At 68.9% G+C, this 15,267-nt stretch carries 17 protein-coding genes; 8 read left to right on the top strand and 9 right to left on the bottom strand.

Going from position 1 to position 15,267, the window contains the following annotated elements; all coding sequences use genetic code 11:
- Window positions 1-22: 22 nt before the first annotated feature.
- The 3 genes from ACIBH1_RS39795 to ACIBH1_RS39805 are packed head-to-tail and all read right to left on the bottom strand — an operon-like array spanning window position 23 to window position 2,059.
- On the bottom strand, window positions 23-892 hold the full coding sequence (locus ACIBH1_RS39795) for a 1,4-dihydroxy-2-naphthoate polyprenyltransferase (RefSeq protein WP_397319240.1): 870 nt from the start codon (window positions 890-892) through the stop codon (window positions 23-25).
- A gap of 3 nt (window positions 893-895) precedes the next feature.
- On the bottom strand, window positions 896-1,504 hold the full coding sequence (locus ACIBH1_RS39800; RefSeq protein WP_181607330.1) for a GNAT family N-acetyltransferase: 609 nt from the start codon (window positions 1,502-1,504) through the stop codon (window positions 896-898).
- Window positions 1,505-1,564: 60 nt separating this feature from the next.
- A complete protein-coding gene (locus ACIBH1_RS39805) occupies window positions 1,565-2,059 on the bottom strand; it encodes a CGNR zinc finger domain-containing protein (RefSeq protein ID WP_397319241.1) in 495 nt (164 codons plus the stop codon).
- Window positions 2,060-2,089: 30 nt separating this feature from the next.
- Between ACIBH1_RS39805 and ACIBH1_RS39810 the strand changes: the two genes are divergently transcribed.
- Window positions 2,090-2,395 carry an antibiotic biosynthesis monooxygenase family protein gene (locus ACIBH1_RS39810; RefSeq protein WP_397319242.1) on the top strand — a complete coding sequence of 102 codons (306 nt, stop codon included), beginning with the start codon at window positions 2,090-2,092 and terminating at the stop codon, window positions 2,393-2,395.
- A gap of 27 nt (window positions 2,396-2,422) precedes the next feature.
- On the opposite strand, the gene ACIBH1_RS39815 is transcribed toward ACIBH1_RS39810, so the two are convergent.
- Window positions 2,423-3,823 (bottom strand): PLP-dependent aminotransferase family protein, encoded by a 1,401-nt coding sequence (locus ACIBH1_RS39815; RefSeq protein ID WP_397319243.1) that lies wholly within the window; start codon window positions 3,821-3,823, stop codon window positions 2,423-2,425.
- 52 nt (window positions 3,824-3,875) lie between these two features.
- Here ACIBH1_RS39815 and ACIBH1_RS39820 point away from each other — a divergent pair, with 52 nt between their 5' ends.
- From ACIBH1_RS39820 to ACIBH1_RS39835, 4 genes are all read left to right on the top strand, one after another.
- Window positions 3,876-4,838 carry a DMT family transporter gene (locus ACIBH1_RS39820; RefSeq protein ID WP_397319259.1) on the top strand — a complete coding sequence of 321 codons (963 nt, stop codon included), beginning with the start codon at window positions 3,876-3,878 and terminating at the stop codon, window positions 4,836-4,838.
- Window positions 4,839-4,865: 27 nt separating this feature from the next.
- Window positions 4,866-5,888, top strand: coding sequence for a hypothetical protein (locus ACIBH1_RS39825; protein ID WP_397319244.1), 1,023 nt, complete (start codon window positions 4,866-4,868; stop codon window positions 5,886-5,888).
- Between the two features lie 197 nt (window positions 5,889-6,085).
- Window positions 6,086-6,670 carry a hypothetical protein gene (locus tag ACIBH1_RS39830; protein WP_397319245.1) on the top strand — a complete coding sequence of 195 codons (585 nt, stop codon included), beginning with the start codon at window positions 6,086-6,088 and terminating at the stop codon, window positions 6,668-6,670.
- Window positions 6,671-6,739: 69 nt separating this feature from the next.
- Entirely contained in the window at window positions 6,740-7,180 is a 441-nt protein-coding gene (locus ACIBH1_RS39835) for a GNAT family N-acetyltransferase (RefSeq protein WP_397319246.1), read from the top strand.
- A 195-nt stretch (window positions 7,181-7,375) separates the two neighbouring features.
- Here ACIBH1_RS39835 and ACIBH1_RS39840 read toward each other — a convergent pair whose 3' ends face one another.
- From ACIBH1_RS39840 to ACIBH1_RS39850, 3 genes are all read right to left on the bottom strand, one after another.
- The gene (locus tag ACIBH1_RS39840) at window positions 7,376-8,113 is read right to left on the bottom strand and encodes a class I SAM-dependent methyltransferase (RefSeq protein WP_397319247.1); all 738 of its coding nucleotides are present in this window, start codon (window positions 8,111-8,113) and stop codon (window positions 7,376-7,378) included.
- Window positions 8,114-8,117: 4 nt separating this feature from the next.
- Window positions 8,118-8,582 carry a GntR family transcriptional regulator gene (locus tag ACIBH1_RS39845; RefSeq protein WP_397319248.1) on the bottom strand — a complete coding sequence of 155 codons (465 nt, stop codon included), beginning with the start codon at window positions 8,580-8,582 and terminating at the stop codon, window positions 8,118-8,120.
- A 63-nt stretch (window positions 8,583-8,645) separates the two neighbouring features.
- The gene (locus ACIBH1_RS39850; RefSeq protein WP_397319249.1) at window positions 8,646-9,119 is read right to left on the bottom strand and encodes a GntR family transcriptional regulator; all 474 of its coding nucleotides are present in this window, start codon (window positions 9,117-9,119) and stop codon (window positions 8,646-8,648) included.
- Window positions 9,120-9,229: 110 nt separating this feature from the next.
- On the opposite strand from ACIBH1_RS39850, the gene ACIBH1_RS39855 reads away from it, so the two are divergent.
- Window positions 9,230-9,490, top strand: a complete 261-nt coding sequence (locus tag ACIBH1_RS39855; RefSeq protein WP_397319250.1) for a hypothetical protein — start codon at window positions 9,230-9,232, stop codon at window positions 9,488-9,490.
- Between the two features lie 888 nt (window positions 9,491-10,378).
- On the opposite strand, the gene ACIBH1_RS39860 is transcribed toward ACIBH1_RS39855, so the two are convergent.
- Both ACIBH1_RS39860 and ACIBH1_RS39865 read right to left on the bottom strand, forming a co-directional pair.
- Window positions 10,379-11,083 (bottom strand): RadC family protein, encoded by a 705-nt coding sequence (locus tag ACIBH1_RS39860; protein WP_397319251.1) that lies wholly within the window; start codon window positions 11,081-11,083, stop codon window positions 10,379-10,381.
- A 177-nt stretch (window positions 11,084-11,260) separates the two neighbouring features.
- The gene (locus tag ACIBH1_RS39865; RefSeq protein ID WP_397319252.1) at window positions 11,261-11,971 is read right to left on the bottom strand and encodes a GntR family transcriptional regulator; all 711 of its coding nucleotides are present in this window, start codon (window positions 11,969-11,971) and stop codon (window positions 11,261-11,263) included.
- Between the two features lie 318 nt (window positions 11,972-12,289).
- On the opposite strand from ACIBH1_RS39865, the gene dapA reads away from it, so the two are divergent.
- Together dapA and ACIBH1_RS39875 are read left to right on the top strand one after the other, a co-directional pair.
- Window positions 12,290-13,207 (top strand): 4-hydroxy-tetrahydrodipicolinate synthase, encoded by a 918-nt coding sequence (gene dapA / locus ACIBH1_RS39870; RefSeq protein ID WP_397319253.1) that lies wholly within the window; start codon window positions 12,290-12,292, stop codon window positions 13,205-13,207.
- A gap of 116 nt (window positions 13,208-13,323) precedes the next feature.
- Window positions 13,324-15,009 carry a ribonuclease J gene (locus tag ACIBH1_RS39875; protein ID WP_397319254.1) on the top strand — a complete coding sequence of 562 codons (1,686 nt, stop codon included), beginning with the start codon at window positions 13,324-13,326 and terminating at the stop codon, window positions 15,007-15,009.
- Window positions 15,010-15,267: the final 258 nt, after the last annotated feature.

A 15,267-nucleotide genomic window follows, 5' to 3' on the forward strand; every position in this document is an offset into this window, starting at 1 on the left:
CGGGAGGGACGGTTGTATCCGTCTACAAGGTGATCGCGAGGCCGATCGTGAACAGGGCGCCGAAGAGCAGCTGGAGCTTGCCGGTCTGCTGCAGGACCTTGATCAGGTCGCGGCCCTGCGCGTGGTGGAGCACCGCGTGGATCGCCGGGATGGCCAGCGGCAGCGCGCCGATCGTGAGGACCGTCAGCGGGCGGGCGAAGCCGAGGCCGAGCGAGACCAGGAAGGCGACGCCGATGCACACGGTGTACAGCGTGCGGGTGCGCCGGTCACCGAGGACCACGGCCAGCGTGCGCTTGCCCGAGGCGGTGTCGGTGGGGATGTCGCGCAGGTTGTTGACCACCAGCATCGAGCACGACAGCAGGCCGACCGGGACCGAGGCGACCAGGGCGAGCCACGACAACTGCTCGGTCTGCACGTAGGCCGTGCCGACCACCGGCACCACGCCGAAGAAGACGAAGACCGCCAGCTCGCCCAGCGCGCGGTAGCCGTACGGGGTCCGGCCGCCGGTGTAGAACCAGGCAGCGGCGATCGCCGCGGCGCCCACGGCGAGGATCCACCACGCCTGCGTGAGCAGCACCAGCACCAGGCCCGCGACCGCGGCCAGCGCGAAGCAGGCCAGCGCGGCGGTGAGCACCTGCCTGGGGGTGGCGAGCTTGGAGCCCACCAGGCGCAGCGGGCCGACACGCTCGTCGTCGGTGCCCCGGATGCCGTCGCTGTAGTCGTTGGCGTAGTTGACCCCGATCTGCAGCAGCAGCGCCACGAGCAGGGCGAGCAGCGCACGGAGCGGGTTGACGTCGGGAACGGCCAGACCGGTGCCGACCGCGACAGGGACTACGGCGCTGGGAAGCGTTCGAGGGCGTGCGCCGGCCACCCATTGACTCAGTGTGGCCATGGGTCAGCTGATATCGGTGGTGAGCCTGAGCATGCGCACCGGGCGGCCCATGTCGAGCACCCGCTCGGCCATGTCCTCGCCCCAGCCTGCCGACTCGAGAAAGCCGAGCACCGCGTAGTTTTCCGCGAAGGCCCAGGTCACGACCCGCTGGTAGCCGTCTTCGCGAAGGTAGTCGACGGTCGCGTTGAGCAGGCGGCTGCCGTGGCCGCGCCGGACGAAGTCGGGGTCGACCAGCAGGGTGAGCATCTCCGCCACCCGGGTCGGGTCGAGGTCGGGGTCCTCCGCGGGAGCGTGCGAGGCCAGGCCGACCACCTTCTCGCCGCCGCGCGGCGTGGCGGGCGCCTGCGCGCCGCCGAGCCCGAGCGCCGGAAAGCCCTCGGTGTCGAGGATGGTCTCAACGGCCACCAGCACCCGATGGCGAGCGCTGGGCGGCGAGACGATCGCCTCGTCCCACTGGCGCAGCCACATCTTCTCGGCCGCCGGGCCGGTCATCTGCTCCAACGGCCCCTCGGGCAGGAAATCCCGATAGCCGTAACGCCAGGCGCGAATCTGAGTGTTCGCCACCTGGAGCACATCCTCGCGCCGGGCCGCCCGGACGCCTACGTCTGCCATCTCGGCCCGCTCCTTCGCCTGCCGTCGTGCGCGCGAACCGGAGGATCTCCCGCGCACGTGTTACACCGTATCGGTCATTGGGCCCTCCCGTTGACGCGAACCCGCCTTCCTAGCCCGGTAGGCGCGGGTTTTCGTGCGATTACCGCACACTCTCATGTCACACCAGGCTCGCGATCTGTTCTTCGAAGCGTCGATGAACGCCCATTGACATGTGGGCTCCGCGCACACCTTCAGCCTCTCCCATCCCGCCTGCATCGTGGCGGCGGCGATCCTGGCCAGCCCCGCCGGCACCCCCTGCGCGATCGGGACGAGCGTGCCCGGCGTGTCGACCCTCAGCGGGAGCTCCGGGAGCCCGCGGTCCTGGCCGTGCAGGACCGCGCGCAGGCTCTCCCTGAGCGTGACCGCCAGGGCCAGATCCTCCTCGGTGGCCCGGTCCCCGTCGCCGACCAGGCCGCGCTCGCGCAACCACAGCGCGAGGTCGGCGGGAGACGACAGCTCTTCCGCCTCCGAGTCCACCGTGTAGGTGTTCAGGAAATCCCGGATGAGTGCCACCATGTCACCACTGTAGGACGTTCGGAGGTTGCTGTGATCGTGCGCACCTGGCGAGGCTGGACCCGTCCCGAGGACGCTCCGGCCTATGAGGCCTACCTGATGAAGACCGGGTTCACCGGGTACACCACGACGCCGGGGAATCTCGGCGTGCACTTCACCCGGCGGGAGGTCGACGGGCGGGCGGAGTTCTTCCTGCTGTCGTACTGGGAGTCGATGGAGGCGGTGCGCGCCTTCGCGGGTGACGACCCCTCGGTCGCGGTGTTCTACGACGAGGACGACGACTTCCTGATCGACCGGGAGCGGACGGTCGACCACTACGAGGTGTTCGCCAGCGCTTGACGCTGTTTCGGCGTGTTGGCCGGGCGGCTACTTCGGCGTGTTGGCCAGGGCTTGGGCCAGGCGGTCGACGCCCTCGGAGAGTTCGGCGGCGTGGGCGGCCTGGTTGTGGCTGAGCCTGAGGTGGGGGCCCGGCGGCTCGGCCGGGTAGTAGATCCTGCCCGGGCTCACCAGCACGCCGCACCTCCTGGCCTCCTCGACCAGCGCGCCCTCGTCGGTCTCCGGCGGCAGCCGTACCCACAGGTGGTGGCCGCCGATCGGCAGCAGGTGCAGCTCCACACCGCCCAGGCGGCCCGCGATCGCGGCGGCCAGCGTGTCGCGGCGCTGCACCAGGTCGGCGTGCACCGCCCTGAGATGCCTGGGCCACGCGCCCGACGTGACGAACTCCAGGGCCGTCTCCTGCAGCGGGCGGGCGACGAAGAACGACTCCACGAGCTGGCTGGAGCGCAACCGTCGCCCGGCGGGACCGCGGGCGATCACCGCGGCCAGGCGCAGGCTCGGTGAGAGCACCTTGGTCAGCGAGTTGATGTAGACGACGGTCCCGTGATGGTCCATCGACACCATCGGCGCGGGCGCGTGCGGGGTGAGATAGCGGGCGTAATCGTCCTCGATGACGAAGGCGCCGTTGGCGCGGGCGATGTCGAGCACCTGCCGCCGGCGCTCCGCGCTCAGCGTCGCGCCCGTCGGGTTGTGCAGGGTCGGCTGGCAGTAGAACACCCGCGCCCCCGTCAGCGCGAACGCCTCGGCCAGCAGTTCCGGGCGCACCCCCTCGGCGTCGGTCGGCACCGCCGTCGCCCGCAGGCCCGCCGCCTTCGCCGCGGCCAGGGCGCCCGGATAGGTCGGCGTCTCCATCAGCAGCGGGGTGCCCGGCGCGGCCAGCGACCTGAACGCGTGCGTCAGCGCGGCCTGGCCGCCGCTCACCACCAGCGCGTCCGCCGCCGTCACCTCCCCGCCCGCCTGGTCGGCGAACCACCGCCGCAGCTCCGCCAGCCCATTGAGCGGCGGCATCGCCCATGCGTCGGGACGGCGTACGGCGCGCGCCGCCGCCTGGGCGAGGTGCTTGTCGGGCCGGACGCGGGGGTTGAGATAGCCGCCGGTGAGGGGGATCACCCCCTCGGGGGGCGGGGTCAGGAGCGCGGCGACACCCGATTCGTCCACGACCCTGTCGCCGAGGGCGACGGTCTGCCATGACAGGTCGGCGCTCTCGGTGGTCCTGGTGACCGGATGGGCCACGTAGGCGCCGCTGCCCGGCCTGGTGACCACCTTGCCCTCGGCGGCGAGGCGGCCGATCGCCCGGGAGACGGTGACGGGGCTGACGTTGTGGCGCCTGATCAGCTCGCGACTGGAGGGCAGGCGGTCGCCGGGGGCCAGGGCGGCGGCCTCCGCCCGCAGTATCGCGGCCAGGTGGGCGATACTGCTATCGTCGTTCATGAATAATGATGATAGCGCTACTGATGGGTGGACAGTAGCGGTTCCGCTGGCCATCCGCAGTGACGAGCTCGACACCGCCGGCGGCGCGCGGTCGGCCAGGCCGGCGGCTTCGGCGGCTTCGACTGCTTCGACTGCTTCTGCTGGGGCTGGGGCGGAGCGGCGTGGCACTGTTCTGGCCTTTCTGGGCGTGCTCGCCTTCTCCGGTTCCTTCCCCGCGACCGTGTTCGCCATGGAGGGCTTCGACCCCTGGCTGGTGGCCATCGGCCGGGCGCTCCTGGCCGGTGTGATCGCCGCGGTGTGCCTCAAGGTGGCCCGTCTCCCGCTGATCCCGCCGCGCGCCCTGTGGCCCTCCTACGCCCTGATCTCCGCCGGGGTGGTCTTCGGCTTCCCGGTGTTCAGCGGGCTCGCGCTGCACCTGGGGGCGAGCACCTCCCACTCGGCGGTCGTCATCGGCCTGCTGCCCGCCGCGACGGCCGCCTTCGCCGTCCTGCGCGCAGGGGAGCGACCCAAGCCGCTGTTCTGGGTGGCGTGCGCGGCCGGAGCGGCGGCGATCACGGTGTTCACCGTCGCGCAGGGCGGCGGCAGCCTGACCTGGCCCGACCTGCTGCTGGTAGGGGCGCTGCTGTCGGCGGCCATCGGGTACACCGAGGGGGCGCGCCTGACCAGGAACGAGCCGGGGTGGCGGGTGATCTCCTACACGCTCGTCCTGTCGTTGCCCATCACCGCGCCCGTGACGGCCGTGCTGGCGTCGACCACGGAGATCACCTTCAGCTGGACGGCTGTCGCCGGGTTCGCCTACGTGGGGGCGATCTCGATGTTCCTGGGCTTCGTGCCCTGGTACAAGGGCCTGGCCATGGGCGGCATCGCCAGGGCCGGGCAGACCCAGCTGACCCAGCCGCTGCTCACGCTGGTGTGGGCGTGGTCGCTCATGGGGGAGGAGTTCGGCCTGGAGACGGTGGCGGGCGCGCTGGCCGTACTCGTGTGCGTCGCCGTGACGCAGCGCAGCCGCAATTGAACGGCCCTGGCGGGGCAGGGGGCTGGCATGGCAGACCTCAATGTCCCCGACGGCGGCTTCTGGCCCGCGCCTGAGGTGCCGCAGCCGAACATCTACCCGATGGAGTGGCGGGTCGAGACCGAGAAGCTCGCGCAGATCTACGAGAAGTCCAAACGGCAGGTGTGGAACCCCGCCGACCTGCCGTGGGACGGGCTGCGCGCCGAGGACTTCAGCCGCGAGCAGCGGCTGGGGATCATGTACTGGTTCTCGGTGCTGGCCAACTTCGACGCGTCAGGACCGGCGGTGTTCGCCCGCGCGACGATCCAGGCCTTCGAGAAGCACGAGGAGGATCCGGTCCGCAAGTGCTTCTTCTCCATCACGCGCGACGAGATGAACCACGAGGAGTGCTGCCAGCGCACGATCGCCCGGTTGTGGCCGGGCGGGCCGCTGAACTGGACACCCGGGGACGATCTGGAGCGGGCGGCGCACAACAACGTCGGGTGGCTCTACCACAACGGCGGGCGGTACTGGCACGGGTACAACGCCGCCGTCGGCAGGTACAGCCTGCCGGTGCTCTTCACGAGCTTCATGATGGGGGAGATGGCTGCTTCGACCCTGTTCAGGGGGATGGCGTCGGGGACGTCGCATCCGGTGTTCTCGGAGATGTTCCAGAAGATCGGGCGGGACGAGTCCAGGCATCTGCAGATCTGCATGACGATTCTCGAGAACGAGTGGCCGGGGCTGACCGACGACGTGCGGTCGCTGATCACCCGGCAGTTGCGGGCGGGGTTCGTGTTCCTGTCGATGATCCTCTGGGAGCCGCCCGGCGGGTTCTGGGAGCTGCCGCCGTACTTCCTGGACAACCATCGAGTGCTCATGAACCACGCGCGTGAGGGCGGGCTCGGGGTGTTGTCGTACGAGGAGCAGGCGGAGAACTGGCGGGTGGCGATGGCCCGGGTGCGGACGATCGTGGAGAGGTGGGGGATCGCGTTTCCGGCGATTCCCGAGCTGGATCTCGATGGGGTCGAGGTGGATGTGATCGATCCGGAGGACATCATTCCGGTGTTCTGAGGAGCGGGCGCCTCTGCCGCCGGGCTTCGTCCGTTGCCGGGGTTCATCGGTAGCCGATTCTGGCGTTCCGACATATCCGTATTTGTACGGACGATAGGCTGCCGGGCGGTCATCTGCCAGGCGTCTTAGCCGACATGCAACCGGGCTGCAAGTCCGATGTGGGTGGATGATCCGCAACCGCATCGAATGGAGTTCCGATGGCACACCGTCTCACGCGCGTCACCGCCGTGACCGGCAGCTTCTTCCTCGCCCTGACCCTCGCCCCGGCCGCGGCCGGCGCCACCACCGGCGCCACCGCAGCGCCCGTGGCGTCCGCCGCTTTCAGCGCCCCCACGGTCACGGCAGCAGTGGCACCGGTCCTCAAGGTCGGAGGCGCCTCACTGGACACCGCTCGGGTGAAGGTCAACTATCCGACCCGGCAGAGCGCGTACCAGCCGATCAGCTACACCTACACCGTGTGGAAGTCGTACGTGTTCGAGGGCCAGGTGCTGGTCCTGTACACCGACATCAACCGGGGCAACGTCTCCAAGATCCGCATCACCCGCCGTGCCCCCAACGCCAAGTGCGGCGTGCGCAAGGAGGGCCGCGACTACAACGCCTACTGCATCATCACGCGGCCGGAGAAGTGGAAGCGCTTCACCATGACCGTCAAGGTCTGGCCGCGCCGCCTCTCGTCGGTCATCGCCGACCACTACTGGGGCGGCGGCGACTACGGCGTCAGCACCGACAGCATCGCCCAGGCCGACAAGTTCGCCCGCACGCGTACGCGCCTGCTCTACTAACACACGTTTCTCCCCTTGGGGCGTTCCCGGCTGCCGCCGGGGGCGCCCTTTTCGTTTAGGTTTGCTCTCATGCTCCGCCTCGAAGAGATCACCCCCGAGAACCTGCCGGACGCCGTCAACGTGAAGGTCGCCCCCCACCAGGAACGGTTCGTCGCCCCGGTGCTCAACTCCCTCGCCGAGGCGTACGCGTCCAGGCAGACGGCATGGCCGCGGCTCGTGTTCGACGGCGAGCGGGCGGTGGCGTTCATCATGGGCAACTTCGACCCCGGCCACGAGATCGAGGCGTTCAGGTGCGGGATCTGGCGCCTCAACGTCGCCGGCGACGCCCAGGGCAAGGGGTACGGCAAGTTCGCGGTCGACGCGTTCCTGGAGGAGGCGCGCAAGCGGGGACACGCGTGGGCGACCGTGCTGTGGGAGCAGGGCGGACCGGAGGGCTTCTACCTGCGGCTCGGCTTCCAGCCCACGGGCGAGGTACTGTTCGGCGAGACGGTCGGGGCCATCGACCTCTGAGCTTTCGGCGCAGTACGGCAGGCGTACGCGGCGACCTTTTCGGGCTCGGGACGGTCACCGCTTCGGTACGGTCACCCCTTCCACACGGCCAAGCTTTCCGCGTACGGTCACCGCTTCGGGACGGTCACCGCTTCGGGACGGTCACCGCTTCGGGACGGTGGCCCCATCCGCGCAGCCACGCTTTTCCGCGCACGGTCACGCTTTCCGCGCGGTCAACGCGAACCGCCACGCGGTCGCCCGCAGCGGCATCTCCTCGTGCACCCGCCGCAGCCGCTCGTCATACCGCTCCACGGAGAACCCCGGCACCTGCCAGTCAGCGATGCGCAGGAACAACACCAGCGCCCCCACATCCCGGAACACCGCTTCCGAGGCCCGCTCCTCCTTCCACGTCACCTCGAACCCCGCCTCCACCAACCCTCTGGCAGCAGACCCCAGGTCCCACTCGTACACCTCATGCCGGGGCCCGCCCAGCGCCAGGTTGACCTCCTCCAGATCCCGCCCCCCGACCTGCTGCGTGACGAACACCCCACCCGGTTTCAACACCCGATGCACCTCGCGCGGATCGAACGACTCGTGCCGGTTGATCACCAGCTCGAACGACCCGTCCGCGAACCCCAGCGCGTCATCCTCGTCCACCTCCACCACCTCGACCCCCAGCGGCTCCAGTCGATCCCGCGCAACGGGCACATTCGGCGCATACCCCTCGGTCGCCGCCGTCCGCACCGGCAGCGGCGCCAGCGCGGCCAGGAACTCCCCGCCGCCGGTGCCCATGTCGAGCATGGACGAGACGTCGGCCATGCTGTCGCGGACAAGCTGCTCGTAGTTCCAGGGGAGCCGGTCGGTCTGCTCTTCGTAGCGGTCCTTGAAGACGCCGAAGTCCCAGCCTTCGAAGGGGGTCGCCAGTGCTTCGGAGATCAGACGGTCGTAGTCCATGTGATCATTGTCCGGGGGCAGGCCACTCATTTTCCGGGCTGACATAGCTCCCGCGGTACGGAACGGTGAACACCCAGCCTTGGTGGCGAAGCGCGGCCACGACCTGGCGTGCGGTGGCCTTGGCGATGCCGTACTGCTGCATCAGGGTCTTCTCGCTGGGAATCGGCCGGTTCGGCTGAAGTTCGCCTTGGCGGATGCGCTGGGCTACTTCCGCCGCGAGCCTCATGTAGAGCGGGCGTCTCCCCTGATTCCTGGGGGTGCCTTCACAGCCAACGAAGCTGCCCTCGCCCTGAACGGTTGTGACGAGCCCTCTCACGCGCAACTCTCTGACCACTCTGCGGGCCGTCGTTCTCGAGACGTGGTAGGTCGATTCGATAGACGCCTCGCTCGGGATCGGGTCGCCGAGTCGAAGCTCGCCTCGGGTGATCATCTCGTCGAGATGCTGCGCGATCTGCTTGTAGATGGGCACGGGGCCCTCTCTATCGAGCATGAGCACTAGTCTACATGTGCGTAGACAAGTAGTCGAGTTCGTCTAGCTGGGCCACGAGTCCATGGGTGACACGTAGCTGCCCCGCTGCGGAACGGTGTAAATCCATCCCTGCTCGCGCAGTAGGGCCATGGCTCGCCGTACCGTCTCCCTGGCAACGTCATACCGCTGCTGGAGCGTCGACTCCCCGGGAACGGGCCTGGTCGGCTGGTACTTGCCCGTCCTTATATCGCCTGCCAGGTCCGCGGCGATCTGCTGATAGATCGGTACCTTTCGCGGCCTACGTGGAGCGTCGTCGGCAGTGCCAACGAACGTGCCCTGGCCTTGCACGGTGTAGATCGATCCCTCTTCGCGTAGGACGTGGATCGCCTTGCGTGCCGTTGCCCGTGCGACACCGAACTCCCGCTGGATGTCGGCTTCGCTGGGGACCGGGTGCCCGGAACTCAACCCCTCGATCCGCTCGCGCAGGATGGCGGCGATCTGAAGGTAGATGTGGGTGTCTCCGTCGTGGTCGAGCACGTACGCAAGATAGGCGAACGGCTACGACCCCTCTCAAATCGTCTCGTCTATATGGGCGATCATTGAATTAGCTGTGGACGAGAATAGACAACCAGACGTATAGTTCGAGCGTGAGCAAAGATCGGCCGGACCGCGGCGTTGAAGACATCGATTGGAGTGTGCCCGTGCCTCGCGCCAATCGGATTCGTGTCTGCGACTTCACGTCAGATATGCAACCCGTCTTCTACGAGCTCTGCATGGCTGCCGGGCTCATGTTCATCCGCCGCTTCTGCCGACGGGAGACCGGCATGGTCGTCCACGAATCGCCCTGGATGCGAACCGAAGAGGCGCGGAATCTCTGGGCACGTCTTTTGAATGGAGAGTGCAGGTGATCATGATGTGGGCGCGAACGAAGAATCGCGTATGGCGATGCTGGCTCGTTCGGCGACGCAGGTCGACATGCCCCTGTTGTCTGGCCCTCTGTCGTAGATCTTCATGGTGATTTGATTCGAGCTCCCGGTCGGCCGCGTGCCTTCACTCACCACGCGGCGGCTGGGCGGCGGCTCCGCGTGGACTGGGGAATACCGCGGAGCCGCCTCGAAACATGCGCGAGGCCCTCCTCTCGCGCAGATGACCCCAGGAGGCACTCGGTCGCGTCTCCTGAGGACCCTGCTTGTCGAGCACCCATGGACACATGTGGTGATGTCCATGGGTGCTGCCGGAGCGGGTTGCTGGTAGGAGGGCCCGATGATCATCCCCTAAGCAGTTAGAGCATCGGGCCCTCCGCGTAACTGGTGCTGATCGTTCGCCGGCGGTAGGCGGATCGTGCGGCAGTTCCCTGGATCGCGGTGCGCTCATGACTGTTCTGAGCGCTGGGCGATCGGATGACCACCCCGATGAGCTGGTTCTTGGCGCAGCAAGGATGCTGGCAACGGGGTCGCCGCGGTCCAGCGACTGCCCGGGAGGCGCTGGACCGCTCCCCGGCCTGCGGTAGAAGCTGATACGTCGAGGCCAGAATCAGGCAAGCGAGCAGGCTGGCTGTCAACGACTCTGCCCATCGCGATCACCAGCGGCGGTAGTTTCTGCACGTTTCCATGTGGCGTCATGGTGGAGCCCTCGTCGTGGCTGTGACCTTGGACACCGGCGATCACGAGGGCGCCTGACCATGGGGTGCGCGGCGAAGCCGCGCCTGGGGAGGGCGCGCGAGCCGGAGGCGAGCACCGCTGACCCGGGTGGGATCCAATCGGGCAACCCCGGAAGCGCGTCACGGGTGGGCCGGGTCACGGTTCGAGGGCTGTTGCGCCGGAGGTGGCGGGTGGCGAGGGGCTCGAGGTGGGGATGCGGCGCCAGGCGGTGTCGGTGACGATCAGGTGGTCGAGGAAGCGGAGCCCCACGGTCTCCGCCGCCAGGCACAGGTGGTCGGTGGCGGCGAGGTCGGCGGGGCTGGGGGTGAGGGAGCCGCTGGGGTGGTTGTGGGCGATGCCGAACGACGCTCCGCCCGAGGTGAGCACCGAGGTGATGACCTCGCGGATGGGGACGAGGGTGTGGTCAGTGCCGCCCTCGGTGAGGATCGTACGGCGGAGCACGGCGCCTCGGGCGTCGCACACGATGACGGCCAGGCGTTCGCGGGAGTGGCCGCGCAGCAGGGGAGCGGCGACCGAGGCGAGGTCCGAGCTGCTGGTGATGCGGGTGCGGGAGGGTTCGGCTGCTGCTCGCCGTACGAGGTCGAAGGCTGCGGCGACGCGGGCGGCCTTGGCAGGGCCGATGCCGGGGACGGCCAGCAGGCGGTGGGCTTCCGAGCGGGACAGGGAGGTGAGGTCGCCGCAGTGGGAGATCACCTGGGCGGCCAGGTCGACGGCGCTGGTGCCGTGGAAGCCGGAGCCGAGGAGGATGGCGAGGAGTTCGCGGTCGGCCAGGGCTGAGGGGCCGCGCGACAGCAGGCGTTCGCGGGGGCGTTCGGTGGTGGGCAGGTCTTTGACGCGCATCAGTACACCTCCGGTTGGGCACCGGGACGGTTGTACCAGCGGGCGCCGACAATCCCCGGGGGATGGGGATCCTCCGGAGGTGGAGGGGTCCCTGCTGGGAGAGGGGCCTCCGGAGGAAGCTGCGAAGCCGTTCCCCAACACCCGGCCCGCCCCGGTGCGAAGGCGGGCCGAGGGGTGTCAGACGGGCAGGCTGTAGACCACCTGGAAACGATCACCGGGGATGACGATGTCGCTGGTCTCGACGGGCCGATCGCCGGCCCAGTGGGTGCGTTCGACGTGAAGCACGTGGACGCCGGCGGGAAGGTCGAGGGCGTCGCTCTCGCTGGGCTGGGGGACGCGGGTGTGGACTCGCTCCACGATCTCGGTGATCTTGATGCCGTGAGCGTACATCCGGGCGATCAGGCTGCGCCTGTCGTCGTCGGAGGCCAGCTCAAGGGGCTCATAGGAGGTGGCGAGTTGGAGGGCTCTGCCGTCGTCGCGGTAGATGTAGTGCGTTTTCGCCACCGGGGCGGCCTCGTCGAGGCGGAGGCGCTGGGCGATCGCAGGCCCGGCTTCCGACTGCTCGCTGTGCCGGTCGAGGGTGACGCGGCGGCCCTGGCTCTGCAGGTCTGCGGCAAAGGGGGAGGAGTGTTCGAGATGTCGCCATCGGTGGAGGGGGATGAGGTCGGGACGTTCCCTCACGTAGTGACCCGAGCCGACACGACCCACGATGAGGCCTTCGTTCGCCAGGACGCGGAGGGCGTGCCGGGCGGCTGTCTCGCCGACTTGGTATTTACGGGTCAACTGCGCCCGGGAGGGGATGGGCGCGCCAGGAGGGAGTGAACCGTCGTTGATCTGCCGTCGAATGTCTTCGACGACGCGCAGGTAGACCGGATCGGAGGTGGCCACGAGACCGTCCTTGTAGTGGAGGCCCTGTTAGGGCATTGGGCCCCATGTTGCCGTATTCGGCAGGTAACCTACCGTCATCGAGCGGAGATGGAGTGCCAACTTTGGGCAGGTGAAAAATTCTCCGCGAATCTCTGTAACACCCCCGTAAGGGCCACCGATTGTCCGGTAGAGGTCGTCGATGTGTGTACCCCCGAGCACATATCGACGGCCTCTTCCCAATGAGGCGCCCCTACCTGGTTCGTGGAGCGGGTCGAGGTTTTCCACAGATGAGGGGTGCCGGGGTCCAAGCGTTTTGCGAATCCGGGTACCGTTCGCTCTATGGCATCGCCTTCTCGTTCCACCGGAGCCCCCTTCGGCCGCATGCTGACCGCCATGGTCACCCCGTTCACCGCCGACGGCGGCGTCGACTACGCCCGCGCCCAGTCGCTGGCCGCCTACCTGGTCGACGTGCAGCGCAACGACGGCCTGATCGTGAGCGGTACCACCGGTGAGTCGCCGACCACGAGCGACGCGGAGAAGGAGCGGTTGCTGAAAGCGGTGGTCGAGGCGGTCGGCGATCGGGCGACGGTGGTCGCGGGCGCCGGCACCAACGACACCCTTCACAGCGTGGAGCTGGCCAGGTCCGCCGAGCGGGCGGGCGCCGACGGCCTGCTCGTGGTGACGCCGTATTACAACAAGCCCCCGCAGGAGGGGCTCTACCGGCATTTCACCACCGTTGCCGACGCCACGGGCCTGCCCGTGATGCTCTATGACATTCCGGGCCGCAGCGGCGTCCCGATCGCGACGACCACGCTGATCAGGCTGGCGCAGCACGAGCGCATCGTGGCGGTCAAGGACGCCAAGGGCGACCTGTTCGCCGGCTCGCAGGTGATGCTCGCCACCGACCTGGTCTTCTACTCCGGTGACGACGCGCTCAACCTGGCCTGGCTCGCGTACGGCGGAGCCGGATTCGTCAGCGTCGTCGGCCACGTGGTCGGGGCGGAACTGGCCAGGATGATCGCCGATCACGGCGCGGGACGTGCCGACGAGGCGCGCGCGACGCATCAGCAGCTGATTCCGGTCATCGATGGGATCATGAATCGTGCCGGTGGGGCGATCATGGTCAAGGCGGCACTCAAGCTGGTTGGCCAGCCCGTGGGCGGGCACAGACTCCCCTTGGTGGCCGCCGACGAAGCGCAGATCGCCGAGCTGCGGGCATGCCTGGTGGCCGGCGGAGTGAAGTTGACAGACGTGTAAGGACTGGCGCGAAACGTGGTCACACGACTACCTGTAAAGCGACGAGCCGGTGACTCGTCCGGAGGGCGGTCCGACGACCGTGTTTCGTGTCAGCAGACGGGGAGGAAAGGACATGCATGAGTCACCCGCATCCTGAACTGGGCTCGCCACCGCCGCTGCCGCAGGGCGGGCTGCGCATCATCGCGCTCGGCGGCCTGGGGGAGATCGGCAGGAACATGGCCGTCTTCGAGTACGACGGCCGGTTGCTGATCGTCGACTGCGGTGTGTTGTTCCCCGATCCCGAACAGCCCGGGGTCGACCTGATTTTGCCCGACTTCGACTACATCAGAGACCGGCTCGACGACGTCGAGGCGGTCGTGCTGACGCACGCCCACGAAGACCACATCGGGGCCGTGCCGTACCTCCTGCGTGAGCGGCGCGACATCCCGCTCGTCGGGTCGAGGCTGACGCTGGCCTTCATCGAGGCCAAGCTCACCGAACACCGCATTCAGCCGGTCAAGCACCAGGTCGTCGAGGGGGAGAGGCACACCTTCGGGCCGTTCGACCTCGAGTTCTTCGCGGTCAACCACTCGATTCCCGACGCGGTGGCGGTGGCCATCCGCACTCCGGCGGGCATCGTGCTGCACACCGGCGACTTCCGCATGGACCAGTTGCCCAGCGACGGGCGGCTGACCGACCTGGGCGGATTCGCGCGGCTCGGCACCGAGGGCGTCGACCTGCTGATGTCCGACTCGACCAACGCCGAGGTGCCGGGCTTCGTCACCAGCGAGCGCGAGATCGGGCCGGTCATCGACGAGGTCATCCGCACCTCGGCCAAGCGCGTGATCGTGGCCAGCTTCGCCTCCCACGTGCACCGCGTGCAGCAGGTGATGGACGCCGCCGCCCGGCACGGCCGCAAGGTCGCGCTGATCGGCCGGTCGATGGTGCGCAACATGGGTGTCGCCCGCGACCTGGGCTACCTCCACGTGCCGCCGGACCTGATCGTCGACGGCCGCGAGATCGAGGGCTGGCCGCCGGAGGACGTGGTGCTGATCTGCACCGGGTCCCAGGGCGAGCCGATGGCGGCGCTGTCGCGCATGGCCAACCGCGACCACCCGATCCGGGTGGCCGACGGCGACACCGTGCTGCTCGCGTCCAGCCTGGTGCCGGGCAACGAGACCGCGGTCAACAAGGTCATCAACGGCCTGACCAGGTGGGGCGCCCGCGTCGTGCACAAGGGCAACGCAAAGGTGCACGTCTCGGGCCACGCCGCCGCCGGCGAGCTCCTGTACGTCCTCAACCTGGTGCGGCCGTCCAACTTCATGCCGGTGCACGGCGAATGGCGCCACCTGCGCGCCCACGCCAAGCTGGCCGCGCTCACCGGCGTGCCCGACGAGAACATCGTCATCGCCGAGGACGGCGTCGTCGTCGACCTCGTCGACGGGCAGGCCAAGATCACGGGTGCGGTTCAGGCGGGCTACGTCTACGTCGACGGCAGCAGCGTGGGCGAGATCACCGACGTGTCCCTGAAGGACCGTCGCATCCTCGGCGACGAGGGGTTCGTCTCGGTTGTCGTGGTGGTCGACTCGACCACCGGCAAGGTGACCGCCGGGCCGGAGATCCACGCGCGGGGGTCGGGCATAGACCCGACGGCGTTCGAGGACATCATCCCGCAGATCGAGAAGGCGCTGCAGGACCGGGCCGCCGACGGGGTGGTCGACATGCAGCAGATCCGCCAGGTGGTGCGCCGCACGGTGGGACGCTGGGTGAGCGACACCTATCGGCGACGTCCGATGATCATCCCGGTGGTGGTCGAGGTCTGACACGACCTGCGTGACGTACGGCGGGGGGGGGGGGGGGGGGGGGGGGGGGGGGGGGGCGGGGGGGGGCGGGGGGGGGCGCGCGGGGGGGGGCGCGGGGCCGGCGGGCTACCAAACGCCGCCCCCCCCCCCCACCCGGGGGCCCCCCCGCCCCCCGCCCGATGCCACCCACCCAAACTCTAACCGTGGGGAAACACCCCCGCGCGGCCCACCCCGGCCGCGCGGTCGCGTTTTCTGGAGGGCCAGGCGGCCCTTGAAAAG

It is taken from the genome of Nonomuraea sp. NPDC050663 (genome assembly GCF_044456985.1).
Lineage (GTDB): Bacteria > Actinomycetota > Actinomycetes > Streptosporangiales > Streptosporangiaceae > Nonomuraea.